26 protein-coding genes and 1 pseudogene are annotated in these 26983 nt (G+C 58.3%); 4 read left to right on the top strand and 23 right to left on the bottom strand.

Going from position 1 to position 26983, the window contains the following annotated elements; translation table 11 throughout:
- Nucleotides 1-44 precede the first annotated feature (44 nt).
- Both kdsA and V6S97_RS02590 read right to left on the bottom strand, forming a co-directional pair.
- Entirely contained in the window at nucleotides 45-890 is an 846-nt protein-coding gene (gene kdsA, locus V6S97_RS02595; RefSeq protein ID WP_099086122.1) for a 3-deoxy-8-phosphooctulonate synthase, read from the bottom strand.
- Nucleotides 890-1044: pseudogene (locus V6S97_RS02590) on the bottom strand (VOC family protein); the annotation flags it as partial. The pseudogene V6S97_RS02590 and the gene kdsA, both read right to left, overlap by 1 nt.
- 181 nt (nucleotides 1045-1225) lie before the next feature.
- On the opposite strand from V6S97_RS02590, the gene V6S97_RS02585 reads away from it, so the two are divergent.
- From V6S97_RS02585 to V6S97_RS02575, 3 genes are all read left to right on the top strand, one after another.
- Nucleotides 1226-2215 carry a DUF6531 domain-containing protein gene (locus tag V6S97_RS02585; RefSeq protein ID WP_334426029.1) on the top strand — a complete coding sequence of 330 codons (990 nt, stop codon included), beginning with the start codon at nucleotides 1226-1228 and terminating at the stop codon, nucleotides 2213-2215.
- A gap of 608 nt (nucleotides 2216-2823) precedes the next feature.
- A complete protein-coding gene (gene lexA / locus V6S97_RS02580; RefSeq protein ID WP_020810865.1) occupies nucleotides 2824-3546 on the top strand; it encodes a transcriptional repressor LexA in 723 nt (240 codons plus the stop codon).
- Nucleotides 3547-3946: 400 nt separating this feature from the next.
- Nucleotides 3947-4624 carry a glutathione S-transferase family protein gene (locus V6S97_RS02575; RefSeq protein ID WP_080864272.1) on the top strand — a complete coding sequence of 226 codons (678 nt, stop codon included), beginning with the start codon at nucleotides 3947-3949 and terminating at the stop codon, nucleotides 4622-4624.
- 19 nt (nucleotides 4625-4643) lie between these two features.
- Here the strand turns inward: V6S97_RS02575 and V6S97_RS02570 are convergent, their stop codons facing one another.
- Nucleotides 4644-7076 carry a ComEC/Rec2 family competence protein gene (locus tag V6S97_RS02570; RefSeq protein WP_334426028.1) on the bottom strand — a complete coding sequence of 811 codons (2433 nt, stop codon included), beginning with the start codon at nucleotides 7074-7076 and terminating at the stop codon, nucleotides 4644-4646.
- Between the two features lie 306 nt (nucleotides 7077-7382).
- Between V6S97_RS02570 and gltA the strand changes: the two genes are divergently transcribed.
- The gene (gltA, locus tag V6S97_RS02565) at nucleotides 7383-8672 is read left to right on the top strand and encodes a citrate synthase (protein ID WP_003502585.1); all 1290 of its coding nucleotides are present in this window, start codon (nucleotides 7383-7385) and stop codon (nucleotides 8670-8672) included.
- A gap of 76 nt (nucleotides 8673-8748) precedes the next feature.
- On the opposite strand, the gene V6S97_RS02560 is transcribed toward gltA, so the two are convergent.
- The 20 genes from V6S97_RS02560 to V6S97_RS02465 all read right to left on the bottom strand — a co-directional run bounded on the left by V6S97_RS02560 (nucleotide 8749) and on the right by V6S97_RS02465 (nucleotide 26889).
- Nucleotides 8749-9483, bottom strand: coding sequence for an amino acid ABC transporter ATP-binding protein (locus V6S97_RS02560; RefSeq protein ID WP_334426027.1), 735 nt, complete (start codon nucleotides 9481-9483; stop codon nucleotides 8749-8751).
- A complete protein-coding gene (locus tag V6S97_RS02555) occupies nucleotides 9461-10120 on the bottom strand; it encodes an amino acid ABC transporter permease (protein ID WP_020012428.1) in 660 nt (219 codons plus the stop codon). Before V6S97_RS02555 ends, V6S97_RS02560 begins: the two co-directional genes overlap by 23 nt.
- Nucleotides 10117-10788: an amino acid ABC transporter permease gene (locus V6S97_RS02550; protein WP_334426026.1), complete on the bottom strand. Its 672-nt coding sequence runs from the start codon at nucleotides 10786-10788 to the stop codon at nucleotides 10117-10119. The genes V6S97_RS02555 and V6S97_RS02550 overlap by 4 nt, the downstream gene beginning before the upstream one ends.
- Before the next feature lie 80 nt (nucleotides 10789-10868).
- Entirely contained in the window at nucleotides 10869-11654 is a 786-nt protein-coding gene (locus V6S97_RS02545) for a transporter substrate-binding domain-containing protein (protein ID WP_003502579.1), read from the bottom strand.
- Nucleotides 11655-11660: 6 nt separating this feature from the next.
- Complete coding sequence (locus V6S97_RS02540) at nucleotides 11661-12371, bottom strand: GntR family transcriptional regulator (RefSeq protein WP_087743863.1); 711 nt, start codon at nucleotides 12369-12371, stop codon at nucleotides 11661-11663.
- A gap of 197 nt (nucleotides 12372-12568) precedes the next feature.
- Entirely contained in the window at nucleotides 12569-13753 is a 1185-nt protein-coding gene (gene lpxB / locus V6S97_RS02535; protein ID WP_060726174.1) for a lipid-A-disaccharide synthase, read from the bottom strand.
- A gap of 4 nt (nucleotides 13754-13757) precedes the next feature.
- The gene (locus tag V6S97_RS02530; protein WP_162690413.1) at nucleotides 13758-14630 is read right to left on the bottom strand and encodes an LpxI family protein; all 873 of its coding nucleotides are present in this window, start codon (nucleotides 14628-14630) and stop codon (nucleotides 13758-13760) included.
- A 3-nt stretch (nucleotides 14631-14633) separates the two neighbouring features.
- Entirely contained in the window at nucleotides 14634-15449 is an 816-nt protein-coding gene (gene lpxA, locus V6S97_RS02525; RefSeq protein WP_003502575.1) for an acyl-ACP--UDP-N-acetylglucosamine O-acyltransferase, read from the bottom strand.
- Nucleotides 15446-15913, bottom strand: coding sequence for a 3-hydroxyacyl-ACP dehydratase FabZ (fabZ, locus tag V6S97_RS02520; RefSeq protein ID WP_003502572.1), 468 nt, complete (start codon nucleotides 15911-15913; stop codon nucleotides 15446-15448). The genes lpxA and fabZ overlap by 4 nt, the downstream gene beginning before the upstream one ends.
- Entirely contained in the window at nucleotides 15906-16973 is a 1068-nt protein-coding gene (gene lpxD / locus V6S97_RS02515) for a UDP-3-O-(3-hydroxymyristoyl)glucosamine N-acyltransferase (RefSeq protein ID WP_334426025.1), read from the bottom strand. Before lpxD ends, fabZ begins: the two co-directional genes overlap by 8 nt.
- Before the next feature lie 49 nt (nucleotides 16974-17022).
- Complete coding sequence (gene bamA, locus V6S97_RS02510) at nucleotides 17023-19347, bottom strand: outer membrane protein assembly factor BamA (protein ID WP_060724139.1); 2325 nt, start codon at nucleotides 19345-19347, stop codon at nucleotides 17023-17025.
- 199 nt (nucleotides 19348-19546) lie between these two features.
- A complete protein-coding gene (gene rseP / locus V6S97_RS02505; protein WP_162687200.1) occupies nucleotides 19547-20668 on the bottom strand; it encodes an RIP metalloprotease RseP in 1122 nt (373 codons plus the stop codon).
- Nucleotides 20669-20717: 49 nt separating this feature from the next.
- Nucleotides 20718-21551, bottom strand: a complete 834-nt coding sequence (locus V6S97_RS02500) for a phosphatidate cytidylyltransferase (protein WP_080866113.1) — start codon at nucleotides 21549-21551, stop codon at nucleotides 20718-20720.
- The gene (locus V6S97_RS02495) at nucleotides 21551-22294 is read right to left on the bottom strand and encodes an isoprenyl transferase (protein WP_334426022.1); all 744 of its coding nucleotides are present in this window, start codon (nucleotides 22292-22294) and stop codon (nucleotides 21551-21553) included. Before V6S97_RS02495 ends, V6S97_RS02500 begins: the two co-directional genes overlap by 1 nt.
- Nucleotides 22295-22359: 65 nt before the next feature.
- Nucleotides 22360-22917, bottom strand: a complete 558-nt coding sequence (gene frr / locus V6S97_RS02490) for a ribosome recycling factor (RefSeq protein WP_003502562.1) — start codon at nucleotides 22915-22917, stop codon at nucleotides 22360-22362.
- Nucleotides 22918-22979: 62 nt separating this feature from the next.
- A complete protein-coding gene (gene pyrH, locus V6S97_RS02485; RefSeq protein ID WP_003502561.1) occupies nucleotides 22980-23702 on the bottom strand; it encodes a UMP kinase in 723 nt (240 codons plus the stop codon).
- Nucleotides 23703-23799: 97 nt separating this feature from the next.
- Nucleotides 23800-24726 carry a translation elongation factor Ts gene (gene tsf, locus V6S97_RS02480; RefSeq protein WP_003502560.1) on the bottom strand — a complete coding sequence of 309 codons (927 nt, stop codon included), beginning with the start codon at nucleotides 24724-24726 and terminating at the stop codon, nucleotides 23800-23802.
- A 360-nt stretch (nucleotides 24727-25086) separates the two neighbouring features.
- Nucleotides 25087-25854, bottom strand: coding sequence for a 30S ribosomal protein S2 (gene rpsB, locus V6S97_RS02475; RefSeq protein WP_003502558.1), 768 nt, complete (start codon nucleotides 25852-25854; stop codon nucleotides 25087-25089).
- Nucleotides 25855-25860: 6 nt separating this feature from the next.
- A complete protein-coding gene (locus tag V6S97_RS02470) occupies nucleotides 25861-25986 on the bottom strand; it encodes a hypothetical protein (RefSeq protein ID WP_003512833.1) in 126 nt (41 codons plus the stop codon).
- A gap of 60 nt (nucleotides 25987-26046) precedes the next feature.
- A complete protein-coding gene (locus tag V6S97_RS02465) occupies nucleotides 26047-26889 on the bottom strand; it encodes a cell envelope integrity EipB family protein (RefSeq protein ID WP_003502556.1) in 843 nt (280 codons plus the stop codon).
- Nucleotides 26890-26983 lie beyond the last annotated feature (94 nt).

The raw sequence follows: 26983 nt of genomic DNA, 5'->3' as shown, positions 1-26983 counted from the left end.
TAAAATCGATTGGCACAAACGGCGCCCGCCGCAGCGGCCAGCCCTCAGGCTTTGGTGATGGCGTCGAAAGCCAGAAGCTTTTCGAGCAGTTTCGGCATGTCCTTCAGGTGCACCATGTTGGGGCCGTCAGACGGCGCATTATCAGGGTCCTCATGGGTCTCGATGAAGAGGCCGGCCACGCCGACGGCGACCGCCGCGCGTGCCAAGGTCTCGACGAATTCGCGCTGGCCGCCCGTGGAGCCACCCTGCCCGCCCGGCTGCTGCACCGAGTGGGTGGCGTCAAACACGACCGGCGCGCCAAGCGATGCCATGATCGGCAGGGAGCGCATGTCGGAGACCAGCGTATTGTAACCGAAGGAAGCGCCGCGCTCGCACAGAAGCACATTCGGGTTGCCGCTCTCATTAAGCTTGGCGAGCACGTTCTTCATGTCCCAGGGCGCCAGGAACTGGCCCTTCTTGACGTTGATGACACGGCCGGTTTTGGCGGCGGCGACGAGAAGATCGGTCTGGCGGCTGAGGAAAGCCGGAATCTGCAGCACATCCACCACCTCGGAAACGATGGCGCATTGCTCCTCGGTGTGAATGTCGGTCAGAACAGGAAAGCCGAATTCCTTCTTGAGATCAGCGAAAACCTGCATCGCACTGTCAAGGCCGATGCCGCGCTTGCCGGAAAGCGAGGTGCGGTTCGCCTTGTCGAAGGAGGACTTATAAACGAGCCCGATCCCCAGCTTGTCGCAAAGCTCCTTCAGGATGCCAGCGATCATGAAAGCATGTTCCCGGCTTTCCATCTGGCAGGGGCCGGCGATCAGGGAAAACCGCTCGCTATTGGAAAAGGAAACCGAATTGGCGCCGTCGCCGGCGGTGACTTTGAGATTGTTCGTAACGCTCATCATTTTTCCTCGAAGGCGAATGCACCGCCCTGACCGGCGCGGCGGACACCACCAGACGGCCGCCCGCTTCTGCGCTGGAGACGCCATTAGCAGCAAGCACCGCTTCTGTCACGGCAAGATCGTCAACGGAGAAGACAATGCCTGCGCCGTGCAATCGAGCGGCAGCAAGAAATGATAAAAAATCCATACCTATGAGACATCAAACCACCTCGGAAGCAATAGTTAGTAAAATCGATTACTCTAATTCAACAAGCAATAAATCAAAATAAAAATATTGACATTACTTAATAAATACTAAAATTATCTTAAATTAAACGCAGCAATTGAGACATAAAATGTATATTTTTACAATAAATTATAATTTAACTCATAATTATTCAAGAATAATAGTATTTACATTATTACTATTCTTAAGCATTTTCCTACCGAGATATGAAGCCAGCGCCGCTGTACCGGGATTCTGGGAGACGCTAGGAAAGCAGTTCTCAACCCCAGATGCAGCTTGTCAATATCAGTGGAACTATTGGGGTATGAACAACGGCTACAGCCGTTTTATCGGCGCTTTCGATCGTCCCGGCCATCCATTTTCCAAGGATTGCAGTTGGACAAGTTTCCAGTATTTGTGCCCTAAAGAAAACCGTCTTGGAGGCGGGCTTTCTGCTATTGCAAAGTGCTGGACAGTCTTACCCTCGATCGTCTCATTTGCCTGCCCTGCTGGCTACAATTCCGCTTTTCCTTATGCTTGCGTTAAAAACCCCGACTACCCACCCCAGCGTCCAGAATGCTCTTCTGCAAACGGAGGCAGACCCAACCCGTCAATAGGTAATCCGATTATTCTGGCATCGGGAACTAAATACCATGAAACGGAAGATTTCTCGACGTCAGATGGAAAACTGAGTGTATCTCGGACATACCGCTCTCAACCCCTCGGTCGCAATGCGAGCGCTCAATATATGCCAATGGGATTGCCGAGTGGGTGGCAATTCAACTTTGCAATGGAAATTCAACTTGGGACTTTTTCAGGGTCTCCCGCGTCTGGCACTGGTAACCTGACGCTTATCGCGCCAGATGGTTCTGCCTATGATTTTTCGCTAAGCAAATCCGGGGATTGGATATCCAATCCATCGTCGGGCATGGCCGCTTCGGATTATTCGATCAAACATGTCGGCTCCTTACCCTCCAATCTCGGAACCATAAAAAGCACTGCCACGAAATGGATCGTTACCGGTCCTGACGATCGGAAATGGTCTCTGCAAACAATGGCCCGCGTGAACTCGCCATCTATCTTCGATGTTACTCTTATTAGAAAACAATTAACCATATAATACATTGAAATCCGAAAAGTAAGAAAATCACCCTGTGTTAGACCTGCGGCCTCCAGCACTTTGCCGCGCCCATAAGTCGTGGCAAAGTGCTGGAGGCCGCAAGCTCATTCACCGGCACGCATCGAGACGGTTGATCGCCTCCACATTTTTCGCCGACGATCCTTTAGGGTCGAAATCCTATGCCAGCAAGGTGTCGACGATGGTTTTTGCTAGTTCCCGGCCGATCACGCGGGCGCCATGGTGATGATCTGGGTGTTGTTGAATTCCCAATCACGACATCGCAGAACATTGAATCGTGAGAAGGTTCCCAATATATTCTGCCTAATCAAACACTTGGCATCTCAGTCGGAATGACAAATTCCAAAGATTCCGAAAAAGCTGATTGAGTAACCCTTTTTCCGATAAAAGAGCTAATAAAAATAACAAAACTTTGGGGTCTTAATTCCAGCTCATCTACCAGAGTTTTTGCCGCGCCATTCCCGTTTTGTTTTCGCGCCTCCAACAGCTTCACGAAATTTTAGGGGATTGCGGAACACATATGGAACATATAGTGTTCGTTCTGTATTTGTTTCGCGACTTCCACTACGATTCTAAAGGGTGTTTTCCTCATGCTCACGCGCAAACAGCAGGAATTGCTTCTCTTCATTCATGAACGAATGAAAGAGTCCGGCGTGCCGCCATCCTTCGATGAAATGAAGGACGCACTCGATCTTGCCTCGAAATCTGGCATCCACCGCCTGATCACCGCCCTCGAAGAGCGCGGGTTTATTCGCCGGCTACCAAATAGAGCGCGAGCGCTGGAAGTCATCAAGCTGCCTGAGGCCTATACGCCGGGTGCAAGGCCGCAGCGCGGCTTTTCGCCGAGCGTCATCGAAGGCAGCCTTGGCAAACCCAAGGCGTCGGAAGCGGCCCCTGCCCCCAAGACGCCGGCCAATGATCTCGTCGGGGCTGTCACCGTGCCGGTCATGGGCCGCATCGCTGCGGGCGTGCCGATTTCCGCCATCCAGAACAATACCCACGATGTGGCCGTGCCTGTTGATATGCTGGGTTCGGGCGAACATTACGCTCTTGAGGTCAAGGGCGACTCGATGATCGAGGCCGGCATTTTTGATGGCGATACCGTCATCATCCGCAATGGCAATACGGCGAATCCGGGTGATATCGTCGTAGCGCTGGTGGATGATGAGGAAGCCACCCTGAAGCGTTTCCGTCGCAAGGGCGCCTCCATTGCGCTCGAGGCGGCAAACCCAGCCTATGAAACGCGTATTTTTGGACCGGACCGGGTGAAAATCCAGGGCAAGCTGGTAGGGCTGATCCGCCGTTACCATTGATTCAAGGCATGGGGCCGCAATTCCTTTTGCTGCGGGCACCATCAAGATTATGGCGCTCCCCTTATGGAGCGTTGCAGCTTGCTCCTTGGAACGATGCGGCTCTGCATAAGTGAGAAGCGACATCGTCTGGCAGGTCCGCACATCTTTTATCGCGAAGGCCAGCAGGCAGCGGTAAGAAACAGATGATTGAAAATGGGCATCCTTAATTTCGTTGAGAAAGGATGCAGGTCATCAGTCTCGCCGCGATGTGTTTTGCCGTCATCTCCGAATGGTGACGTACAGGTGCTTCTTTTCTTCCTGCCCCACTCATCAATGCGGCTTATGGGAGCCATGGATTATTTGCAATATTCCTGGGCCCATCCGCCGGTATAGAAATGCGCATCATATCGGGGAACACGCCATGTACGATCTTTATATCGCCAACAAGAACTATTCCTCATGGTCACTGCGGCCATGGGTATTAATGCGCACGCTCGGCATTGCTTTCAATGAAAAACTCGTTCCCTTCGGCGAAGGCGTTTCCTTCTCCACCTTTTCGCCAACCGGCAAGGTGCCTTGCCTCGTTGATGAAGGCGTGACGGTTTGGGAATCGTTGTCGATCGCCGAATATCTGGCGGAGCGACATCAGGGCGTCTGGGCGAGCGACAAGCAGGCAAGAGCCTGGTCGCGTTCGGCTGCGAGCGAAATGCATGCGGGCTTTTTCTCGCTGCGCAATCTCTACCCCATGTCGGTCGGCATTCGCGTAAAACCGAAGGGTGGTGATACCGGGCTAGCGGCCGACATAAAGCGCGTTGATGCGCTGTGGAGCGAAGGCCTGGCAAAATTTGGCGGGCCCTTTCTTGCCGGCCAGAAATTTACGGCGGTCGATGCCTTCTTCTGCCCGGTGGCTTTCCGTTTCCAGACCTATGGCGCGGAACTTTCGCCCGCAGCGAAAGCCTATTGTGACCGGCTGCTCGCCCTGCCCGCCATGCGCGAATGGTACGAGGCCGGACTGAAGGAAACCTGGCGCGACGCGGCGCATGAAGAGGAAATCGGCGGGATCGGCGAATTGACGACGGATCTGCGCATCAAGGCCTGACGATCCAGGCTGGCGGCCCTCATTGTGGTGCCGCCAGCAACCGCGTGACGGCATCAGGGACCTCATGGTCAAAACGGCCGCTTTTCCAGTCGTAATAGCGATGTTCGCTCCAGGGCCTGTCCATGCCGGCTATCGCGGCGCGCAACCTGCCGACTACCGCTACCTGATCGCTGCCGGCAAAGTCTATTTCCAGTGAACCGATCCGCCGCAGGATATCGCGGTTAAGCAAGAGTGCGCCCGAGCGGCATTGGGAGAAGGATGTTCTGCGGGAAACGACGACAATATCGGCGATATCACAAGCCTTTCCGGCAAATCGACCATCTTCCAGAACGATGATCCATTCGCCGCTTCCCGCGCGTGCGGCACACCATATGCCTTTGCTGCAGGTGAAAATACCGGGCTCCGCGTCTCTCAGGGCCACCGTCATCTGCCGTGTAACCGCCCTCATCTTTTCCGGATCAAGCTTCGCCTTGGTCAAAGCCACGGTGGTTGCCGCAGCCTCGCTCTTGAGAAAGACCGGCGGAACTGGCTGTTCCGGCAACAGCAGTGCCCTTTGCCACTGGTCATAAACGAAACCCTGCGGCCGTGTTTTCGTCGTGTAGGCTTTGCCATCCTCCAGCAGCGCCACCAGCATGCCATCCTCATGAACAAGCAGATGAGGCGGATTGCGATAGGCCGTGGCCGCCGACAGGCCAAAGGCGAGGACCAGAAACGGCAAACCAAGAAGCGCCAGCCGGCTGCGTAACAATGCCAGCAGCAGAAAACCAACGGAGGCAAGCCCCAGGAACCAGCCATGTGGCCGCCCCGTCGCAGCGCTTCCTCCCCAGGAGGCCACCTCCCGAGAAACTTCGATCACGAGAGCCATACCGTAACCCATGACCTTGAGGAACGGAGCATCAAGCCCGAAAGGCATCAGCAGCATGGCGACAAGGCCGAAAGGCATGACGATCAGCGACATGAGCGGCATGGCGGCCAGATTGGCAAAAAGTCCATAGGTGGTGACACGCTGAAAATGCTCGGCGGAATAGATCGCAGTCGAAAGACCGCCGATCAACGAGGTCGTGATGACTCCGCCGATGATGGCGCCCGCCGTTTGCGCCACCGTCATCCATGCCGGTTTGCGCCCGATGAACAGACGCTCGCGATCAACACGCCAGCGGCTCCAGGCGGCATAGGAGGCGACGAGCGCGATGGTTGCGGCAAAGGACATCTGGAAGCTCGGCCCCATGATTTCCGAGGGCGACAAGGCAAGAATGACCAGAGCGGAAAGCGCAACATTCCTGAGACTGAGCGAGGGTTGATCGAAGAGAACAGCGATCAGCATCACCGACATCATCAGCCAGGCCCGTTCGGCGGAGACGGCGAAACCGGAAATCAGATAATAGGCAAGCGTCATCAGGAGTGCGGCGAAAGCCGAGATCTTCTTGACGGGCCAGCGCTGCGCAAAGGCCGGAAAAAGGCTGAAGGCAAGCCTCAGCCCCACAAAAAATATGCCTGACGCGAGCGCCATGTTGAGCCCGGATATGGCGACGATGTGGGCAAGGCCGGAAAGCCGCAGCGCTTCCATCGTCCCGGCAGATATGGCCTGTCTCTCATCGGTGACGATGGAGGCGGCAAAGGCTCCGGCGTCCCCGCCGATGGTGTTGCGAATGCGTTCGGCAATGGCGGTGCGCAGGCCGTAAAGCCTCATATCGGCCCATTCCAGCCAGTCCGTTCCGGCGCTGATGTCATCTTCGGGTGATATGACCGTCTGTGGCGGCTTATAAAAGAAGCCCGTCGCGCCTATGCCCCTGAAATAGGAGGCAAAGGCGAAATCGTTGAGCCCCGGCAAAGCCGGGCCGGATGGTGGCGAAAGCCGCGCCTTACCACGAATGGTCGCGCCCAGTGCGACAGGCTCACCTCCCCCGCGTGAGAGAAGCGAGACCTTTTCCGGCGGGCGTGACAATGCCGGCGCCTCCGTCGCGGCAAGCCGCACCACATATCGCCAATCCCCGCGTGCATCGACCTCCCGGCGCGTCACCGTGCCTGTAATGGTAGTGGTGACGGGTGTATCCAGCACCACGGTTCCCACCCGCCGCGTTTCGACCTCGGCGAAAAGCATGCCCAGCAAGAACAGCGCGAAAAAGCCGCAGGCCGTCGCTGCCAGGCCCGAACGATATTTCGTGAAGGATGCCAGGCCCGCGGCAATGAGACATATGATTGCCAGAACAGGGAATGAAGGCGAGGTATCGAGGGAAAACCAGAAGATCGCACCACAGCCGATTAAGACCGGCACGAAAAGAAAATCGTGGCCGAATGCACGCTCCTCGGCGAAGCACGCGGCGATTTTTTGAGAGGCGACAGCTCGCAGTTTTGGCCTGCTGACAAGGGCGGGCGTATCATATGTCGCGACATCCCCGGCTCTGCGTAGCGGAAACAGAATCTCCGCCGTGCCGGGCAAGCCGCCCTGCATCGTTTCCGCATATCCGAAATGCTTTTTTTCCCCTTGACCAAGCACTCTGCGCCGCGCCCCTGCCGCACAGGAAACAGGTTTGCAGGCGGATGCGAGGGATTGCAATGCTTTCCTTTAACCCTGCGTTGACCGAGATCGAATTGCTATGATGATAAAGCGAAAAGCAACGCAATTGCGTATGCCGCAATGCACAATTTGACCTTTGGATAGCTTGGCATCGGCGCAAGGATCATATAGCTAATCGGTAGACGCTTAACCGCGGGGCGTGTCTCAACGCCCCCACCCGCATGTTTTCGGAGGATCAGTATGACGGAAAAAAGCGCTACAGTGACACTTGGCGAAAAACAGGTCGAACTCCCGGTCAGGGAAGGCACGATTGGACCAAGCGTCGTCGATATCGCCACGCTGTACAAGCACACGGGCTCCTTCACCTACGACCCGGGCTTCACGTCGACGGCCTCCTGCGAATCCAAGATCACCTACATCGACGGTGACGAAGGCGTTCTCCTGCACCGTGGTTTCCCCATCGAGCAGCTTGCCGAACAGGGCGACTTCCTGGAAACCTGCTACCTGCTGCTCTACGGCGAACTGCCGACGGCTGCGCAGAAGAAGGATTTCGACACCCGCGTCACGCGTCACACCATGGTGCATGAGCAGATGAGCCGATTCTTCACCGGCTATCGTCGCGACGCACATCCGATGGCCGTCATGTGTGGCACGGTCGGCGCTCTCTCGGCCTTCTATCACGACTCGACCGACATTACCGATCCGCACCAGCGCATGGTCGCTTCGCTGCGTATGATCGCAAAAATGCCGACGATCGCCGCCATGGCCTACAAGTACCATATCGGCCAGCCTTTCGTTTACCCGAAGAACGATCTCGATTACGCCTCCAACTTCCTGCATATGTGTTTTGCCGTACCGTGCGAGGACTACAAGGTTGATCCGGTTCTGGCCCGCGCCATGGACCGTATCTTCATCCTGCATGCCGATCACGAGCAGAACGCCTCCACTTCCACGGTGCGTCTTGCCGGTTCTTCGGGCGCCAACCCGTTCGCCTGTATTGCGGCTGGCATTGCCTGCCTCTGGGGCCCGGCTCATGGCGGCGCCAACGAAGCGGCGCTCAACATGCTCAACGAGATCGGCACGGTTGACCGTATTCCGGAATATATCGCCCGCGCCAAGGACAAGAACGATCCGTTCCGCCTGATGGGCTTTGGCCACCGCGTCTACAAGAACTACGACCCGCGCGCCAAGATCATGCAGAAGACGATGTACGAAGTGCTGGAAGCCACTGGCAACTCCGACGATCCAATCATGCAGGTTGCTCTGGAACTGGAAAAGATCGCCCTTTCCGACCCTTATTTCGTCGAGAAGAAGCTCTACCCGAATGTCGACTTCTATTCGGGCATCACGCTGAAGGCGCTCGGCTTCCCCACGACCATGTTCACCGTTCTCTTCGCTCTCGCCCGCACCGTCGGCTGGATCGCACAGTGGAACGAAATGATCGAAGATCCGCAGCAGCGCATCGGTCGTCCGCGCCAGCTCTACACGGGCGCCGGCAAGCGCGACTACGTTCCGGTTTCCAAGCGCTAAGCCGCGAAACCATTTGAGATCAAAGGCCGGCAGGTTTTCACCCGCCGGCCTTTTTTGTTGGGCGTCTGAGTGGTTCTTAGTGGCGCGCCGCAACGCCCAGGAACTGCTTGAGTTCGGGGGTTGCGGGATTGGCGAACACCTCTTCCGGCGGGCCAATTTCATGCACCCTGCCCTCATGCATGAAGACGACGCGAGAGCAGACGTCGCGCGCGAACTTCATTTCATGCGTCACCATCAAGAGCGTCATGCCTTCGGCGGCGAGTTCCCGCACCACGGCAAGCACTTCCGCAACCAGTTCGGGATCGAGCGCCGAGGTGATCTCATCGCAGAGCAAAGCGATCGGCTGCATGGCGAGGGCGCGGGCAATGGCGACGCGCTGTTGCTGGCCACCTGACAACTCATCGGGATAGGCATCGAATTTATGCGCTAGGCCAACCCGTTCCAGCATCTTGCGGGCAACGGCTTCCGCCTCCGGTTTCGACGTCTTCTTGACCACCATCTGTGACAGCATGACATTGCCGCCGACGGTCTGGTGCGGGAAGAGATTGAACTGCTGGAAGATCATGCCGACCTTCAATCGAAGTGCCTTGAGACGGAGATCGTCTTCGAGAAGCTGTGCGCCGGCGACCGATATGGAACCGGCCGAAATCGTCTCCAGCCCGTTGATGCAACGAAGCAGGGTCGATTTTCCCGATCCGCTCTTGCCGATGATGGCGATGACCTCGCCCGGCTCGACATCGAGATTGATGCCCTTCAGAACCTCGTTGCTGCCATAGCTTTTGCGGACTTCAGTGATTTCGATGAGCGACATTGAGCTTCCTTTCGAGGATCTGGCTGCTCTTCGACAGAGGCCAGCACAGCGCGAAATAGATGAGGGCCACGAGGCCATAAACGGTGAAGGGCTGGAAGGTGGCGTTGGTGACGACCGTGCCGGCCTTGGACAGTTCCACGAAGCCTATGATCGAGGTCACCGCCGTTCCCTTGATGACCTGCACGAAAAAACCGACGGTCGGCGGAATGGCGACCCGCATGGCCTGCGGCAGGATGACGTAACGCATCTGCTGCAGGCGGCCCATGGCAAGGCTTGCCGACGCCTCCCATTGCCCCTTGGCGACAGATTCGACGCAGCCACGCCAGATTTCGGTCAGGAAGGCTGCTGCCCACAGGATCAGCGTCAGACCCGCCGCGAGCCAGGCCGGCACATCGATACCGAAGAGACCAAGGCCGAAAAAGGCTATGAAGAGCTGCATCAGCAGCGGCGTTCCCTGAAAAAGCTCGACATAATAGCGTGCGAAAGCCCGTATCGATTTTTTCCGGGAAATGCGCATGAAGAGCAGAAGCAGCGCCACCAAGCCGCCGCCCGCAAAGGAGACGAGCGAGAGCAGCACGGTCCAGCGCGTGGCGAGCAGCAGGTTTCTGAGAATATCCCAGGTGGAGAACTCGATCATCGGACACTCCTGCGCGGAAAAATGAGGTTGCCGCCCATCACCAGCACCTGCCGGAGAAGAATGGCCAGCACGAGATAGATGACGGTGGAGACCATGTAGGCTTCGAAGGCGCGGAAGGTGCGCGACTGGATGAAATTGGCCGCGAAGGTCAGGTCCTCGGCGGCGATCTGCGACACGACCGACGAACCGAGCATGACGATTACCACCTGCGAGGAGAGCGCCGGCCATATTCGTTGCAGGGAGGGAACCAGCACCACGTGGCGGAAGGTTTCGAAACGGGTCATGGCGAGGCTTGCGCCGGCCTCGAACTGCCCCTTCGGCGTCGCCTGAATGCCGGCGCGGATGATCTCGCAGCTATAGGCCCCGAGATTGACCACCATGGCGATATTGGCGGCGCTCAGTTCCGACAGTTGCAAGCCAAGCGACGGCAGGCCGAAAAAGATAAAAAACAATTGTATGAGAAACGGCGTATTGCGAATGAGTTCCACATAGGTCGCGACCGGCGGCCGCAGCCATTTCGGGCCAAGCGCGCGCACCCAGGCACAGAATATGCCGAGCGTGATGCCGAGAACGCCGCCGACGGCGATCAATTCAAGCGTGACGGCGATACCCTTGGCGATCTGCGGATAATATTCGAGGAGCCATCCAAAATCGAATGTGTATTTCACCCGATGTTTCCTTCGGAAGAGGACAAACCATGCGCCGGGCCGGGATCAAACGGGACCGGCGCATGTGTTTGCCGGGTTGGTCACAGATCCTTCGGAAGATCGGTTTTCAGCCACTTCTGCGCGATGGTGTTCAGCGAACCGTCGGTCTTTGCAGTGGCGATGATGGCGTTGACCTTCTCCAGCAGCGCCGGCTGCTCCTTGTTCAGGCCGATATAGCAGGGAGAATTTTTGATCAGGAACTTAAGCTCGGGGCGCTTCGGTGGGTTCTTCGCGAGAATGGCGGCGGCCACGACATTGCCCGTGGCGACGGCTTCCACCTGACCGGCGAGGAAGGCAGAGATAGTGCCGTTATTGTCCTCGTAGCGCTTGATGGTCGTATCAGCGGGAGCGACCTTGGTCAGTTCCAGATCCTCGACGGCGCCACGGGTAACGCCGATGGTCTTGCCGGCCAAATCTTCCGCCTTGGTGACAGCAAGCGAGTCCGGAGCGAACACACCGTTGAAGAAAGGCGCATAGGCAGTGGAGAAGTCGATGACCTTCTCACGGTCCGGGTTCTTGCCGAGGCTCGAAATGACGAGATCGACCTTGTTGGTCTGCAGATAGGGAACGCGGTTTGCGCTGGTGACCGGCACCAGCTCGACCTTCACCCCGAGCTTCTCGCCGATCAGGTTGGCGACGTCGATATCGTAACCCTGCGGCGCCATATCGGTGCCAACGCTGCCGAACGGCGGAAAATCCTGCGGGACGGCGACGCGGATCGTGCCTCGGGAAGTGATATCGCCGAGCGCGTCGGCAAAGGCTGCGGGCGAAAAACCAAGTGTTGCGGAAATCGCGGCAATGGCAAGCAATGAACGTCTGGAAAACATTGGGAATTACTCCTTGGGGCTTGAGGAAAGAGGCTGCAGTGAAAGCGAATTGCGAAGCTCGTAGAGCGGGTCCGGCCTGCGGGTGAGATCGAGACCGGTTTCAACTTCGTCGAGATGGCGGATGGCGAGTTCGGCGGCGCCGTGAAAATCAGCCGCCTTGATCGCCTCAAAGATGCGGCAGTGCCCGTCATGCGATTGCTGCGCATGGAAATCGGACTGATAGAGCATGGAGATGAGGATGGTTCTGGCCGTCAGGTCGCGCAGCGTTTCGACGATGATGTCATTTCCGGCGATTTCGGCGATGCGGATGTGGAAATCGCCCATCAGGCAGGTCAGGCGCTGGCGGTCGCCTTTGACAATCGCCGCCTTTTCTTCATCGAGATGATCGGCAAGGATCGTTATGCCTTCCGCGCTGATGGCGGAAAGGTTGCGCAAAAGTCCATATTCGATGATGCGCCGTGCCTCATAGACCTTGATGGATTCTTCGGCGGAAGGCTCCACCACGAACCAGCCTCGGCGCGGGCTGACGGTGACGATGCCGCGCGTCTCCAGCCGCATCATCGCCTCGCGGATACGCGTGCGCGACACGCTGAAAAGGCTAGCGAGCTGGTTCTCGCTGAGGCGGGTGCCCGGGCGGATGCGCGCGGAAAGAATACCTGAGATGATGGCGTCTTCTACCGCGCTCTGGGCGCTTTCTGATGTATGGCTATCTTGCATACAAGATTGAAAGCAAGAGGTGTGCCAGACGTAAATTCGCGGGCCGCGAACCCTATAAAAGCCTGGGGATTGCCGCCCTAACGATCAAATGCGTTAAAACCAACCCCTCGCCTGCCTGCATTGGCGGCAAGGCGGCCGCTGGCTTAACCTTGTCGGAAAACCGCTATTTCCGCCGCCTGAGGACAGGATGGCTGCGATTATACCGAGGAGCTATTCTTGTTTTTGAGGACATCGAGAAGAATGCGTGCGCCGGTTTCGCCCGGCGGTACATCCGTGTGCAAACGCCGCTGCACCAGCGCATAACCTTCGAGCATCGCCCGCCGCTCGGTGGTATCGGACGACAGACGCTCGGCCCAGCGCAGCATCGAGCCTGCCCTGACGACCTCGTTGAAATATTCCGGAATGATGGCGTAATCGGCAATCAGGTTCGGCAGGGCGCCGGTCCAGGTTTTCACCCGCTTGCTCAGCATGGTGAAAATCCAGTCGGTCTTGTAGACCGAGATGGTCGGTACGCCCGCGAGTGCGAGTTCCAGAATGACCGTGCCGGAAGCGGCGATGGCCGCATCGGCTTCAGCAAACGCGTTCCATTTGAAGGCGGAATCGATGCCGATTTCGGGCCTTATATCCTCCGGCCATGATGCCGCCAGTTCGTGGATGCGTTTTTCCTGACGTGGCACAGTGGGCAGGAGAAACCGCGTCGGACCGTTGCGCTCTACAAAAGCTCTCGCTGCCGCCTGAAAAGGCTCCATCAGCCGCGTCGTTTCAGTGGAGCGCGAGCCCGGCAGGAGGAGGATGGTTTTCGGCTGGCCATCTGCCGGCAGAGAGCGTTCCGCCCGCTTCTGCCGCACAGAGAGCACATCGGCATCGACGCTGAGCCGATGGCCGACAAAGGTCGTCGGGGGACCGCCGAGACGGCGCATCGCTTCCGGCTCGAAGGGCAGCAGGGCTAGAACATGATCGACATAGGACAGCATCGCGGTGGCGCGATATTCCTTCCACGCCCAGACGCTGGGGCAGACATAATTGACAACAGGCAGATGCGGTAATTGCCGGCGGACTTTTTTCGCCACGCGATGGGTGAAATCCGGACTGTCGATGATCAGCAGAATATCGGGCTTTGCAGCGGCGATTGCCTGGGCGGTCTGGTTGATCCGCGCAATGAGCTTCGGCAGCTTTTTCAAAACCTGCGTGAAGCCCATGATCGAGAGTTCGGAATAGTCGAACAGGGAAACCAGACCCTGTGCTTCCAGCGCATCGCCGCCGACACCCACCAGCTCGACGGGGCCCGCATATCGGGCCTTGAGCGACCGGATCAGATCCGCACCCAGAAGATCACCGGATACCTCTCCGGCAATGACCGCCACTTTTAATGCCGCCGTCATCCGATCAACTCTCCCCCATCATGTCTCCGCTGAGTGACGTATCGATGCCGCAGACGAATATGCCCGCCTCATCGGCCGCCTTCAACATCGCCTCGCGATCAAGCACCAGCGCCCGTCCGGCTTCGACGGCGATGCCGGCCAATCCCGCCTTGCGTGCATTCTCCACCGTTTCCACACCGATTGTCGGCAGGTCGGCGCGCACATCCTGCTGCGGCTTGCACAGCTTTACGAGTACACCCTTGCGGCGCGGGGATATACGTCCTTCGGCGCGCAATGCCGCGACGCGCGCCAGCATGGCATCCGTGCCCTCAACGCCTTCCAGCGCGACGATACGGCCACCCACGGCGACTGCTCCCTGCCCCACATCCAGCTTACCGAGTGCAAGTGCCGCCTCAGCCGCCTTGCGTATGTCACGCAGATCTTCCTCGGCGGGCTTTTGTGCACCGAAAGGGCCTGTCGCAGCCAGCAGGCCGGGCGCGATCTCGTGCGCGCCGATGACTTTTGCGCCAAGTGTGCCAATGATCTTGATGACCATCTGCAAAACGGCGTCATCGCCGCTCGACAGCAGCGTCCTGACAATGGACGGCAGTTTGAGCAGGATGCCGACCGTGGGGCGGATCTCCCGCCATTCCGGCCGTCGCGCCACGCCGCCGGAAAGCACGACACGGTCTACCTGATTTTCACGCAGCAGACGGCCCAGCCCGGCGACATCACCGACACTGATGACGGCATTGTCGAAACCGCTCCAGTCGAAACGGGAATCGTCGCGCAAGCGCACGATGAAAGGGTTCTCGCCCATCTCACGGGCGGCAGCCGCCACATAAAGCGGCAGCTGGCCGCTGCCGGCCACGATGGCGAGACGCCCGCCGCCTGTCACGGCTCACTTGCCCCGGTTGGGCGAAGAGATCGCGCGGTCGCTATCCGCGCCGATGAAATCGAGGATTTCAAGCGCCTGCGGGCAGTCCAGATAGTCGTTGCGGTCGAGGGCTGCGGCATTGCCGCGGATCGTGCCTTCGGCCTCGAAAATCGCCTTGTAGACGCGTCTGACCTTGTGGATATCCGCACGCTCGATGCCTGCACGTGTCATGCCGACAACGTTCAGCCCGCCGAGAATGCCGGGGTTGCCATTCAGCATGCCATAGGGAATGACGTCGTAATTGACCGCCGACAGCCCGCCGATGAAAGCCTGGCGGCCGATACGGGTGAACTGGTGCACGGCGCAGCCACCGCCCAGAATAGCGCGGTCCTCGATGGTAACATGGCCCGCCAGCATCACATTGTTAGACAGGATGATGTGGCTGCCGAGGCGGCAATCATGCGCCACATGCGAATTGGCGAGGAAGAGATTGTCATCACCGATAATGGTCTTGCCGCTGCCATCGGAACTGCCGGCGTTCATCGTCACGCCTTCACGCATGACGCAGCGCTCACCGATCTCGAGCGTCGTTTCCGAACCGTCGTGGCGAACCGCCTGCGGTGTGCCGCCGATGACCGCCATGGGATGGACGACCGAACCGCGGCCGATGACGGTCCGGCCGGAAACAACGGCGTGATTGTGCAGCCAGACACCGTCATGCAGCGTGACTTTCGCGCCGACATAGCTCAGCGCGCCGATGACGACGTTTTCACCGATCACCGCGCCGTCTTCGATGACGGCCGTCGGGTGAATTCTGGCCGAGGCGGCAATCGTGCTCATTGCTGGTCCTCGGGGATCATCATGGCGCCGACATCGGCTTCCGCCACCAGCGCGCCGTCCACCTTCGCCTCGCAATGGAATTTAAAAACATTGCCGCGCTGGCGCTGCTTGACCACGTGGATTTCCAGACGATCACCGGGAACGACGGGTCTACGAAAGCGCGCATTGTCGATGGTCATGAAATAGACGAGGTAACCGCCCTCACCCTGGCTACGGGCGCAGATCGCGCCTGCCGTCTGCGCCATGGCTTCGACGATCAGAACGCCCGGCATGATCGGGCGATCCGGGAAATGGCCGGTGAAATGCGGTTCGTTGACCGTGACGTTCTTGATGCCGATCGCCGAGTTGTTACCATCGATCTCGATGATCTTGTCGATCAGCAGGAATGGGTAACGATGCGGCAGAAGCTTCATGACTTCCAGAATGTCAGCCGCGCCGAGCGTCGTCTTCGTTTCTTCAGTCATTGTTTTTCTCTCCTGTTTTTTTATCACGCCCTTCAGCGCGTGCCAGAATTTCGGCCATGTCGCGCAGGAAATATTTCATTGGACGCGCAGGCGTTCCGCCATAACGGGCGCCTGCCGGTACGTCCGCTACAACACCGCTCATCGCCGCAATCTGCACGCCGTCGCCAATGTTGATATGGCCATTGATGCCGGCCGCGCCGCCAATCATCACACCGTCGCCGATGCGGGTGCTGCCCGCAATGCCAACCTTGCTGACGATGCCGCAATGGCGGCCGATACGAACGTTGTGGCCAATCTGGACCTGATTGTCGATCTTGGTGCCTTCGCCAATGACCGTGTCATCCATGGTGCCGCGATCGATCGTGGTGTTGGCGCCAATCTCGACATTGTCCTGAATGATGACACGACCGATCTGCACGATCTTCAGCATGCCGCGTGGACCGGGGGCATAACCGAAACCGTCCTGACCGATGCGCGCGCCGTTGTGGATAATCACATTATTACCGATGAGCGCGGCAAGAACGCTTGCGCCGCCCGCAATGGTGCAATCACGCCCTATCTGCACATCCTGCCCGATGATGACGCCGGGGCCAATCCGCGTGCCAGCGCCAATATGGGCGCCGGCTCCGATCACGGCAAGCGCCTCGACAATGACGCCCGCTTCCAGTTTCGCGGATGGATCGACATGGGCAGCATGGGAAATTTCGGCGTCCATCCGCGCGATCGGACCGGGTCGCATGGCGGAAGGATGCAACAATGCACCGACCTGCGCAAAAAGGGTGTGGGGGCTTTTCGATATCAGCGCGGGGGTGTGAGACGGAAGCATGTCTACAAGCGCTGCATCACAAATGACGGCGCCAGCTTCGCAGGTCTGCAACTCATCGCGGCTCTTGCGCGAAAGAATATAGCAGAGCTGATCGGGCTTTGCCCTATAGACCGGCGAAACGGACCTGATAATCCGTTCTCCCGCCGCATCGTCAGACAGTTCCGCCCCAAAATTATCTGCGATATCTTTCAATCGCAGTCCCTCGTGGGGCGGAAAAAAGGCATTGTATTCCATCAGCCGGAAACTCCAGAACGTTCAAAGTTGCAGTTCTGGACTGCCGATATCAGAAAGTGTTGGACATGCCAAACCGGAAACGCTGTTCCTCGTCGTAGTCTTCCTTGGCGATCGGTACCGCGTAGTCGACTCGGATCGGACCAAAGGGCGACGCCCACATCACGCCGATACCAGCGGATGCACGGATGGAGTTGTCGTCCTTCACACCTGCGCTGTTGGCAACCTTGTTGCCATAGAGCGTGCCGGCATCAACGAAGCCTGCGAGGCGCAGACCGAAATCTTCCGGAACGCCAGGCATCGGAGCCGTGACTTCAGCAGACGCGGCGAAATAGGTCGTGCCGCCGATGGAGTCGGAGCCGATACGCGGACCGATACCGTCATTCTTGAAGCCGCGAACCTGACGGCCGCCGAACTTGAACTGATCGAAGACCAGCAGATTGTCGCCCGTCGGCACTACGTGACCGGCCTGACCCGTGAGCGAGCCGATGACATCGTATTCGTCAGACAGCGTATAGAAGAAACGAGCCTTGGCGTAGATCTTGTAATATTCGGAATCGCCGCCGAGGCCTGCAAATTCGTTCGTCAGAGCAGCCTGCCAGCCTTCACGCGGCATGTTGCGGTCGTCGAGCGTATTGTAGTTCAGCGTGTTCGAAATGATGGACTGCGTCCAGTCACCGCCACGGATCAGGTCTTTATAAGGCGCTGCAAGGTTGCTGCCGGTTTCCCAGTCGCCTTCGCCATCATAGTTGAGCTGCTTGTAGGTGTACTTGAACGTTGTCGAGAGGTCCTCGGTGATCGGCGCGGTTACACGCAGCGCGAAACCCTGCTCGTCGTAGTCGTAATAATCTTCGCTGCGGCTCTGGCTCTTGAACAGGTCGAAACCTGCGGCAAGACGATAGCCGAGGAAGTAAGGCTCGGTGAAGGACAGCGTGTAGCTACGTGCATCGTCTTCACCCGCACCAGCGGCGAGACGAATGTACTGGCCACGACCGAGGAAGTTCTTTTCTTCGATGGAGGCTTCGAGCAGAACGCCGTCGTTCTGCGAGTAACCTGCACCGATACCGAACGAACCCGTCGACTGGTCTTCCACATCGACAACAATCACGACGCGGTCAGGCGCGCTGCCGCCGGCGGTCGAGATATTGACCTTCGAGAAATAGCCGAGCGCCTCGAGACGGCGCTTTGCAGCCGTGATGACCGTCTGGTTGAACGCGTCGCCTTCGGAGATATCGAACTCGCGACGAATGACGTAGTCACGCGTACGGGTGTTGCCACGGATTTCGATGCGCTCGACATAGGCGCGCTCGCCCTGATCGACGATATAGGTTACGCCGATGGTGTTGCCAGCCATGTCACGGTCGCCGCGCGGCGTTACGCGGGCAAAGGGATAACCTTCGCCGGCCACGCGCTTGGAAATCGCTTCCATGCTCTGCTGAACTTCCTTGGCGCTGTAGCTGCCACCCTGACGGGTTTCCACGAGGCCCTGAAGTTCGGAACCATCGACGCCCGGAACGGTCGATTCGACCGCAACGTTGCCGAAGTTATAACGCTGACCTTCATCGACCGTGATGGAGACGGTGTATTCGTTCTTGGACTCGTCCAGCACCGCCTCGGAGGACACGACCCGGAAGTCGGCGTAACCGCGGTTGTAATAGAACTGGCGCAGCGCCTCTTCGTCGGCGCGCAGCTTGTCCTCGTTATAAACGTCCTTACGCGTCAGGAACGACAGCATGTTGGACTTCTTGGTATTGATGACAGCGGCCAGACGACCATCGCTGTAGGCATTGTTGCCGACGAAATCGATACGGCCGATCTTCGTGCGCTCGCCTTCATTGATGACGAAAGCAATGTTCACACGGCCCTGACCGACGGAAACGGTCTGCGTGGTGATTTCGACGTCACTACGGCCGATCGCGGCATAGGCTTCCTTGATGCGGGCGATATCCGCCGTCACGATAGCCTGATTGAAGGGGCCAAGCGCCTGTGTCTGTACGACGCCAGCGAGCTTGTCGTCCTTGATCTTGCGGTTACCGTTGAAGACCACCTGGTTGACCAGCTGGTTCTCGTTAACAGTAACGACCAGCGTGCTGCCGGAAACGCGCATGGAGACATTCGAGAAGTAACCGGTGGCGTAAAGACGCTTCACCGATTCATCGATATCCGAATTGGAAAAATTCTTACCCGGCGCAATGGTGATGTTGGAGCGCACGGAGTCCGCACCGGACCTCTCGGCCCCGCGAACATCGATCTTGCTGATGACGGCTGCATTCGCAACACCAGCAGAGGCAAGCACGCCAAGGCCCGCAACCGAAGAAACACCAGCAGACAGCGCAACCGCCGACACCGCGTTCAAAAATCTTGAACCAGCCTTCATTTCAATTCTTACCTTTTTACGTTGTCCCTCAGCGGGCGGAACCCGACTCCGGCCATGTGCGTCGTTTTACCTGCTTTTCCCCTACAAGCAAGTCAGAACGTTAAATTCTGTTTACTTCGTGATCCAGAGTGGCGCATTCGCCACTTCGGCATAAAAACAAGGTAAACAAACAACTAACAAAACCGTTAAAACACAATCCTCAGCCGATCAAGCTGCTGATATCATTCCATGTTGCAAAAACCATAAGACCCAAAATCATCATCATGCCGATACGGAACGCGACTTCCTGCGCGCCCGCGCCGAGCGGCCTGCCCCGAATGGCCTCGATCGCGTAAAACACCAGATGGCCGCCGTCCAGAACCGGGACGGGCATCAGGTTCAGCAGACCGATCGAAACGGAAAGGACTGCGGCAAGCTGGATAACGGCGGAAATGCCGAGCGTCGCCATCTGGCCGGACGCCTGCGCGACACGGACCGGACCGCCCAGCTGATCGGCATTCATGCGGCCGGTCACGAGGTTGCCGATATAGTTGAAGGTGCCGGTAATGACGTGGCCGGTTTCGCGCACGCCCTCAACCAGCGCCTCGGTCGGCGAATATTCGATGTGGCGGAAATTGCCGCTGGTCTGGTCGGTGACGATGCCGATAATGCCCATTTCCAGCTTGTTGCCGAACTGGTCAGTTGTTTCCGTGCGCGTCGGAACCATCGGCAGCTTCAGCTCCTCGCCTGCCCTTTCGACAGTTACGGTGATCGGCGTGCCCGGGCGGATGCCGACGTAACGACGGACATCCTCGAAAGTCATCACCTTTTCACCATCGATTGCGACCAGTCGGTCGCCGGGCCGTACGCCAGCTGCGGCGGCAGCGCTGTTTTCGCGCACTTCCGCCACGACTGGATCGGCGATCATCCGGCCATAAATGCCGAAAAGCACCGCGAAGATGAGAATGGCGAGAATGAAATTTGCGATTGGGCCCGCAGCAACCGTGGCCGCTCTTTTCCACAGCTTTGCGCCGGAAAGCGTCTGCGCCCTCTCCTCCAGCGACATATGCGACAGGCCGGAACTATCCGGTTTGCTGGCGGCATCCTCATCACCGAAGAACTTGACGTAACCGCCGAGCGGGATCGCGGAAATCTTCCATCTCGTGCCGCGCTTGTCGGTGAAACCGATCAGCTCCGGGCCGAAGCCGATGGAAAATGCCGTGGAACGGATGCCGCACCAGCGCCCGACCAGATAGTGGCCCATTTCATGGACAAAAACGAGCAGGGACAGCACCAGGATGAAGGGCACGATATAGCCGGTCAGAAAGCCGGTCGCCGCCATTACTGTGTTCATGACAATCTGCCCTTTATGTCGTGACCTTTCGCGCCGCTCAGAAACCCGGCAACAGACCGCCGCCCGATCCGGGCACGTCGCCGGTTGCCGCCGCATGCACGAAAGCAATGAGGAATACCGTAAAGCAGGCGAAAACAAGACCGTCAACACGGTCCATGAAGCCGCCATGGCCCGGAATGAGATGGCTGGAATCCTTGACCTGGAAACGTCGTTTCACGAAGGATTCAAAGAGATCACCTATCTGGCTGAATACCGACAGGATGAACGCGAGCCCCAGCACCAGCAGGCTGATTCTGCCGTGATAGGCCATGGACACCGCGCCGCCGCCGATCACAGCCGCCGCTGCCCCGCCGATCGCACCCGACCAGGTCTTGCCGGGCGAAATCGAAGGCGCAAGCTTCGGCCCGCCAATGGCGCGTCCAACGAAATAGGCGAGAATATCCGTCGACCAGACAACGGCGAAGATGAAAAGGATGGACACGAAGCCCGTCAGCTCATCACCGCGAATGGCCGCCAGCGATATGCCGCTCAGACCCGCATAAAAAATGCCACCCACCAGCCACCAGTTCCTGCCGCGCAAAACCGGAAACAGGGCTGCGGTCAGCGTGAAGCCGGATAAAAGCGGCAGATCGAGCGAGGATTCGCCGAAAATCGTGTTGCCGGCGATAACGGCGACCGCGAACCAGCCCCAGGCATTGCCGGTCGGGTTGGCCTCCGACAGCCGGGTAATCGTCGACCATTCATAATAGATGAGGATCGCCAGAAGACCCGCGACGATGCGGAACAGAATGCCGCCATACCAGGTCGCGGCCAGAATGACCGCTGCCATGACGATTGCGGAGACGATCCGCAGTCTGAGTTCACGGCTCATCAGGCGCCTGCCACGGCAACCTGCTCGGTGAGTGCACCAAAGCGGCGGTCACGCGTTGCATATTGCTCGATTGCGGAGAAGAATCGCTGGCGGTCGAAGTCGGGCCAATATTCGGGAACGAAGAGGAACTCAGAATAAGCGGCCTGCCAGAGCAGGAAGTTCGACAGGCGCTCTTCGCCACTGGTGCGGATGATAAGATCCGGATCCGGCATGCCCGACGTGTCAAGCCGGGTCGAAATCATCTCCGGCGTGATCGAAGCGGCATCGAGCCGGCCTTCGGCGACATCGCGGGCGATTGCCACCGTCGCGCGCGCAATCTCGTCACGGCTTCCATAGTTGAAGGCGATCACCAGCGTCAGCTTGGTATTGCCAGCCGTCATCTGCTCCGCCTCTTCGAGGAGAGAGCGTATGTCGGTCTTCAGCCCCTGCCGGTCACCGATGATCCGCACGCGGACATTTTCGCGATGCAGTTCGGCAAGGTCACGCCGGATGAAAGCCTTCAAAAGCCCCATCAGGTCACTCACCTCGGATTCGGGCCTGCGCCAGTTTTCCGACGAGAAGGCAAACAGCGTGAGATAGCGTATTCCGCAATCACCGGCCGCGCGCACGGTCTCGCGTACGGCCTCCACCCCGCGGCGATGCCCCATCACGCGCGGAAGACCGCGCTGCTTTGCCCAGCGTCCATTGCCATCCATGATGATGGCGACGTGCTCGGGTATGGAGGAACGTGTCGTCGTCGGCATATCGATCCAGTAACAGGGCAGCGCGGAATTAAAACGAATAAAATACAGGTCTATCGCAAGCGATATCAGACCTGCATGATTTCCTTTTCCTTCTCGGCAAGCAAGCGGTCAATTTCCGAAATCGTGTCGTCGGTCATTTTCTGCACCTTTTCCGACTGTCCACGGCTTTCGTCCTGACCGATGTCACCATCCTTTTCGGCTTTTTTCAGACCATCCATGCCGTCGCGGCGCACATGGCGAATCGCGACCTTGGACTTTTCGGCATAGTCATGGGCGACCTTGACGAGCGACTTGCGGCGCTCTTCGTTCAGTTCAGGCAGCGGAATTCTGAGGTTCTGACCATCGACGATCGGGTTGAGGCCGAGATTGGATTCGCGGATCGCGCGATCGACGGCATTGACCATCGACTTGTCCCAGATGTTGACCCCGAGCATGCGCGGCTCCGGAACCGTGATGTTTGCGACCTGGTTGAGCGGCACACGCGAACCGTAAGCTTCAATGGTGACCGGATCGAGAATGTTGGCCGAAGCCCGGCCGGTACGCAGCGATGCGATATCGCTCTTGAATGCGTTGATGGCGCCATCCATGCGGCGCTTGATATCGTTGAGGTCAATACCACTCATCTTGATACTCCGTCTCTGTCGGCTGTGGCCGGAATTCGCCCAGGGGGCGGCGTCTTTTTTGATTACTTGTCGTGCACGATGGTCTTGCGGCCACCGCCGGTCAATATCTGCGCGAAACCGCCCTTCTCGTGGATCGAGAAGACGATGATCGGAATATGGTTTTCGCGGGCAAGCGCGACAGCGGCGATATCCATGACCGCCAGGCCCTTGCCAAGCACTTCGCTATGGGTCAACTCGTCGAAACGGGTAGCTGTCGGATCCTTCTTCGGATCGGCAGAGTAGATGCCATCCACCTGGGTACCCTTGAAGATCGCCTCGGCGCCCATTTCCGCGGCGCGAAGCGCGGCAGCAGAATCGGTGGTGAAGAACGGGTTGCCCGTACCGCCGGCGAAAATCACCACACGCCCCTGCGCGAGATGGTGAAGGGCGGCGCGCTGGGAGAAGCTCTCACAGATTTCAGGCATCGCGATTGCCGAGAGAACGACGGTGTCGATGCTGAGCTTGCGCAGCGACGTGGCGAGCGCCAGTGCATTGATGACGGTCGCCAGCATGCCCATATGGTCGCCGGTAACGCGGTCGCCCCCCTTGGAGGCCACGGCCACGCCGCGGAAAATATTACCGCCGCCGACGACAACGCCGACTTCAACACCCATCGCCCTCGCCTCGGCGATATCGGAGGCGATACGGTCGGCCACCGCCACATCGATACCGAAACCCTGATCGCCCATAAGGGCTTCACCGGAAGCCTTGAGAAGAACACGTTTGTAGATCGGCTTGGAAGACATCATGACTCCTCGGAAATGTAACCGAAACGCGGATACACGAAGGGCACCGCGTTGTCACGCGATGCCCTCCCGTTTTCCCAAGATTGGGTAAATATAATCAGCCCTTGGCGACTGCGGCGACTTCTGCTGCGAAATCGCTTTCTTCCTTTTCGACGCCTTCGCCGAGCAGCAGGCGAACCATGCCCGTCACTTCGATGGAAGCGCCGGCTTCCTTTTCGGCTTCCTTGACGGCAGCGCCGACAGTGATGTCGGGGTTGATGACGAAAGCCTGCGACAGAAGAGCTACTTCTTCGAAGAACTTGCGCATACGGCCATCAACCATCTTTTCGATGATGGCTTCCGGCTTGCCGGATTCGCGGGCCTGTTCGATGAAGACGTTGCGCTCGCGCTCGGCCACGGCAGCGTCGACTTCTTCAGCGCGGATGGCGAGCGGGTTGGTCGCAGCGATGTGCATGGCAACCTGGCGGCCGATCGAGTTCAGAACGGCCTTGTCGCCGTCCGACTTCAGGGCAACGAGAACGCCGAGCTTGCCGATGCCGTCGCCGGCAGCGTTGTGGATGTAGGTCGCAACAACACCGTGCGGCACTTCGAGTGCAGCCGAGCGGCGCAGCGTCATGTTTTCGCCGATCGTCGCGATCGCGTCCTTGATGCTGTCGGAAACGGACTTGCCGGTTGCCGGATAGGTCGCAGCGGAAACAGCGTCAACGGTGCCGTCGGTGGTGAGGGCAACCTGGGCGATACCGCGGATGAGGTCCTGGAACGCATCGTTGCGGGCAACGAAGTCGGTTTCGGAGTTCAGCTCGACAACAACAGCCTTGTGACCCATGGTGGCAACGCCGACCAGACCTTCGGCAGCCGTGCGGCCGGACTTCTTGTCGGCCTTTGCGATGCCCTTGGCGCGCAGCCAGTCGATCGCCGCTTCCATGTCGCCATTGGTCTCAGCAAGAGCCTTCTTGCAGTCCATCATGCCTGCGCCAGACTTCTCGCGCAGTTCCTTCACCATTGCGGCTGTGATTTCGGTCATTGTTTGCCTCTTATCGGTTCGATCGGTCAGCCGGCGGAATTTGCCGTGCCGAAGTTCTGGGTGATGACTGTACCCGGCCGCACACCCTTTGAAACCGAAGAGGATTTCAGGAAAGGGGCATGCGCATTCCCAAGTGCTGCGGCGTCTCCATACATCGGAATGATGGGTGCCGCCGAAGTGTGACAGCGTTATGAAGACTGCCTTGCGTTTCAACCACGTCAGACGCCAGCGGTTTCCAAAAAACGTGGCGGAGCGCTTGAAACGAACAAGGCCGTCAACCCATTGAAGGTCTTTGACGGCCTTGTCATATCCTGGTCGAGGAGACGGAGATTAAGAAATCGCCGCCAGACAGGGCCTAAATCAGGCGCCAGCCTCGTCTTCGAGAGCGGGCTCGATCGGAGCTTCTTCAGAAGCGCCGATGTCGCGGCCGGAAGCACCCTGCTGACGGGCAATACCGTCGATGGCAGCGCGGGCAATCAGGTCGCAGTAGAGCGAGATGGCGCGCGAAGCATCGTCGTTACCCGGGATCGGGTAGTCGATATGGTCCGGGTCGCAGTTGCTGTCGATGATCGCAACGACCGGGATGCCAAGACGCTTGGCTTCTTCGATCGCGATCTTTTCCTTGTTGGTGTCGATGATGAACATCAGGTCCGGAACGCCGCCCATATCGCGGATACCGCCGAGAGCCTTTTCGAGCTTTTCGCGCTCGCGCTCAAGGTTCAGGCGTTCCTTCTTGGAGTAGCCGGAGCCTTCCGAGTTCAGGATTTCGTCAACCTTGCGCAGACGCTGGATCGAGTTCGAAATGGTCTTCCAGTTGGTCATCATGCCGCCGAGCCAGCGGGAGTTGACGTAGTACTGGGCCGAACGCTTTGCGCTGTCGGCGATGATTTCGGACGCCTGACGCTTGGTGCCGACGAACAGAACGCGGCCGCCACGGGCAACGGTGTCGGACACGACCTGAAGGGCGCGCGACAGCATCGGAACGGTCTGAGCCAGGTCGATGATGTGGATGTTGTTACGGTCGCCGAAGATGTACGGCTTCATCTTCGGGTTCCAGCGGTGCGTCTGGTGGCCGAAGTGAACACCAGCTTCCAGAAGCTGACGCATAGAAAAATCGGGCAATGCCATGCCTTGTTACTCCTTTTCCGGTTTAACCCCCGCGAAGCGAACAGCGCCGATTTTCATCGACACCACCGGGCGGAACGGACCGGATTTCTCCCGGAACATCCCAAGCTTCGCGTGTGGAATGGTGAGCCGCATACAGTCGCCCGCGTGAAAATGCAAGCATTTATGCGAAAAAACCGGCAAAATAGCCGCGTTTCAGCGAACCGGCTTGTTTTCGCAGGTTTCGGGCTTGAGAATATCGAGCTTCGCAAGCTTTCCCGTCAGAACGAAATCGCCGTAATCCATCGTCAGATCGCGGGTGATTCCGTTTTCGTAAAGCTTGAACGACATGCGGTAGATCGGCAGGGCGTCAGTGCCGGTCTTGTCGTTGTAATAGGCGATCGTCACCGGCCAGAAGGCAGCCTTGGCGAATTCGCCCGCCTTGCCGGCGTCGGCATCGCCATCCTTCGGCATTTGCGACTTGCCGACCAGCGTGGAGGTGATCAGGCTTTCATCGCCATCATCAGAACCGTCGAATATCCGGGATTCGAAAATACGCTTTCCCTGTTTCGCATGTTCGATGACCTGAAACATGTGCTGCGTCGGGAATTCGCTGGCGACGAGACTGATCTGGCGGGCATCCGGCCGGGTCAGATCGACCTTCACGCCCTCGGTGCTGTCGGTTGCGGCCCCCTGCACTTCCTTGTCCAGCTTGTCGTCGGTGTAGGATTTGGTCTCGAAGGTGAATTTCTTCGCGGCAAGGTCTTCGAAAGTCGTGGTCTGCTGGTCGGTCATGCGCACGGCGTCGCCGGTGTTGATCTGCGTCACGAAACGGAAATCGGTCTTGTAACCCTGACAGGATGAGCCGGTGAATTCATAGACCATGCGGCCGGTCATGCCCTCGATGCCGGAGCGATCCGACGCATCCTTGAGTTCGAGATCGTAGACGGCGCGGTGGGCGACGAGATCCGGAACCGTGACGGGCAAGGCATTGGCAGCGCTTGACAGGCCGGTCATAAGCCCTGTTGCGGCAACGAAACCAAGCGTCCTGACAAACATGCAATATCTCCTGTTGGACTCGCCGCTCATATTGTACAAGCAACCGCCCGGCTTTTGGATCAACATCTTCTGAATGCCGGATTCTTGAAGGATT

The organism is Agrobacterium sp. CCNWLW155, assembly GCF_036888815.1.
In the GTDB taxonomy this organism is placed as follows: domain Bacteria; phylum Pseudomonadota; class Alphaproteobacteria; order Rhizobiales; family Rhizobiaceae; genus Agrobacterium; species Agrobacterium radiobacter.
This window is presented reverse-complemented; position numbering and strand designations above follow the sequence as displayed.

Excerpts from the sequence above, each read along its gene's own strand:
- V6S97_RS02555 (WP_020012428.1), bottom strand. The coding sequence starts at position 10,120 with ATGATCGAGTTCTCCACCTGGGATATTCTCAGAAACCTGCTGCTCGCC.
- pyrH (WP_003502561.1), bottom strand. The coding sequence starts at position 23,702 with ATGTCTTCCAAGCCGATCTACAAACGTGTTCTTCTCAAGGCTTCCGGT.
- rpsB (WP_003502558.1), bottom strand. The coding sequence starts at position 25,854 with ATGGCATTGCCCGATTTTTCTATGCGTCAGCTTCTGGAAGCTGGTGTT.
- V6S97_RS02585 (WP_334426029.1), top strand. The coding sequence starts at position 1,226 with ATGTATATTTTTACAATAAATTATAATTTAACTCATAATTATTCAAGA.
- fabZ (WP_003502572.1), bottom strand. The coding sequence starts at position 15,913 with ATGACTGAAGAAACGAAGACGACGCTCGGCGCGGCTGACATTCTGGAA.
- V6S97_RS02495 (WP_334426022.1), bottom strand. The coding sequence starts at position 22,294 with ATGCCGACGACGACACGTTCCTCCATACCCGAGCACGTCGCCATCATC.
- gltA (WP_003502585.1), top strand. The coding sequence starts at position 7,383 with ATGACGGAAAAAAGCGCTACAGTGACACTTGGCGAAAAACAGGTCGAA.
- V6S97_RS02545 (WP_003502579.1), bottom strand. The coding sequence starts at position 11,654 with ATGTTTTCCAGACGTTCATTGCTTGCCATTGCCGCGATTTCCGCAACA.
- bamA (WP_060724139.1), bottom strand. The coding sequence starts at position 19,347 with ATGAAGGCTGGTTCAAGATTTTTGAACGCGGTGTCGGCGGTTGCGCTG.
- rseP (WP_162687200.1), bottom strand. The coding sequence starts at position 20,668 with ATGGCGGCGACCGGCTTTCTGACCGGCTATATCGTGCCCTTCATCCTG.
- lpxB (WP_060726174.1), bottom strand. The coding sequence starts at position 13,753 with ATGACGGCGGCATTAAAAGTGGCGGTCATTGCCGGAGAGGTATCCGGT.
- lpxA (WP_003502575.1), bottom strand. The coding sequence starts at position 15,449 with ATGAGCACGATTGCCGCCTCGGCCAGAATTCACCCGACGGCCGTCATC.
- lexA (WP_020810865.1), top strand. The coding sequence starts at position 2,824 with ATGCTCACGCGCAAACAGCAGGAATTGCTTCTCTTCATTCATGAACGA.
- V6S97_RS02570 (WP_334426028.1), bottom strand. The coding sequence starts at position 7,076 with ATGCAGGGCGGCTTGCCCGGCACGGCGGAGATTCTGTTTCCGCTACGC.
- kdsA (WP_099086122.1), bottom strand. The coding sequence starts at position 890 with ATGAGCGTTACGAACAATCTCAAAGTCACCGCCGGCGACGGCGCCAAT.
- tsf (WP_003502560.1), bottom strand. The coding sequence starts at position 24,726 with ATGACCGAAATCACAGCCGCAATGGTGAAGGAACTGCGCGAGAAGTCT.
- V6S97_RS02470 (WP_003512833.1), bottom strand. The coding sequence starts at position 25,986 with ATGCGGCTCACCATTCCACACGCGAAGCTTGGGATGTTCCGGGAGAAA.
- V6S97_RS02500 (WP_080866113.1), bottom strand. The coding sequence starts at position 21,551 with ATGAGCCGTGAACTCAGACTGCGGATCGTCTCCGCAATCGTCATGGCA.
- lpxD (WP_334426025.1), bottom strand. The coding sequence starts at position 16,973 with ATGGAATACAATGCCTTTTTTCCGCCCCACGAGGGACTGCGATTGAAA.
- V6S97_RS02540 (WP_087743863.1), bottom strand. The coding sequence starts at position 12,371 with ATGCAAGATAGCCATACATCAGAAAGCGCCCAGAGCGCGGTAGAAGAC.
- V6S97_RS02465 (WP_003502556.1), bottom strand. The coding sequence starts at position 26,889 with ATGTTTGTCAGGACGCTTGGTTTCGTTGCCGCAACAGGGCTTATGACC.
- V6S97_RS02575 (WP_080864272.1), top strand. The coding sequence starts at position 3,947 with ATGTACGATCTTTATATCGCCAACAAGAACTATTCCTCATGGTCACTG.
- V6S97_RS02560 (WP_334426027.1), bottom strand. The coding sequence starts at position 9,483 with ATGTCGCTCATCGAAATCACTGAAGTCCGCAAAAGCTATGGCAGCAAC.
- frr (WP_003502562.1), bottom strand. The coding sequence starts at position 22,917 with ATGAGTGGTATTGACCTCAACGATATCAAGCGCCGCATGGATGGCGCC.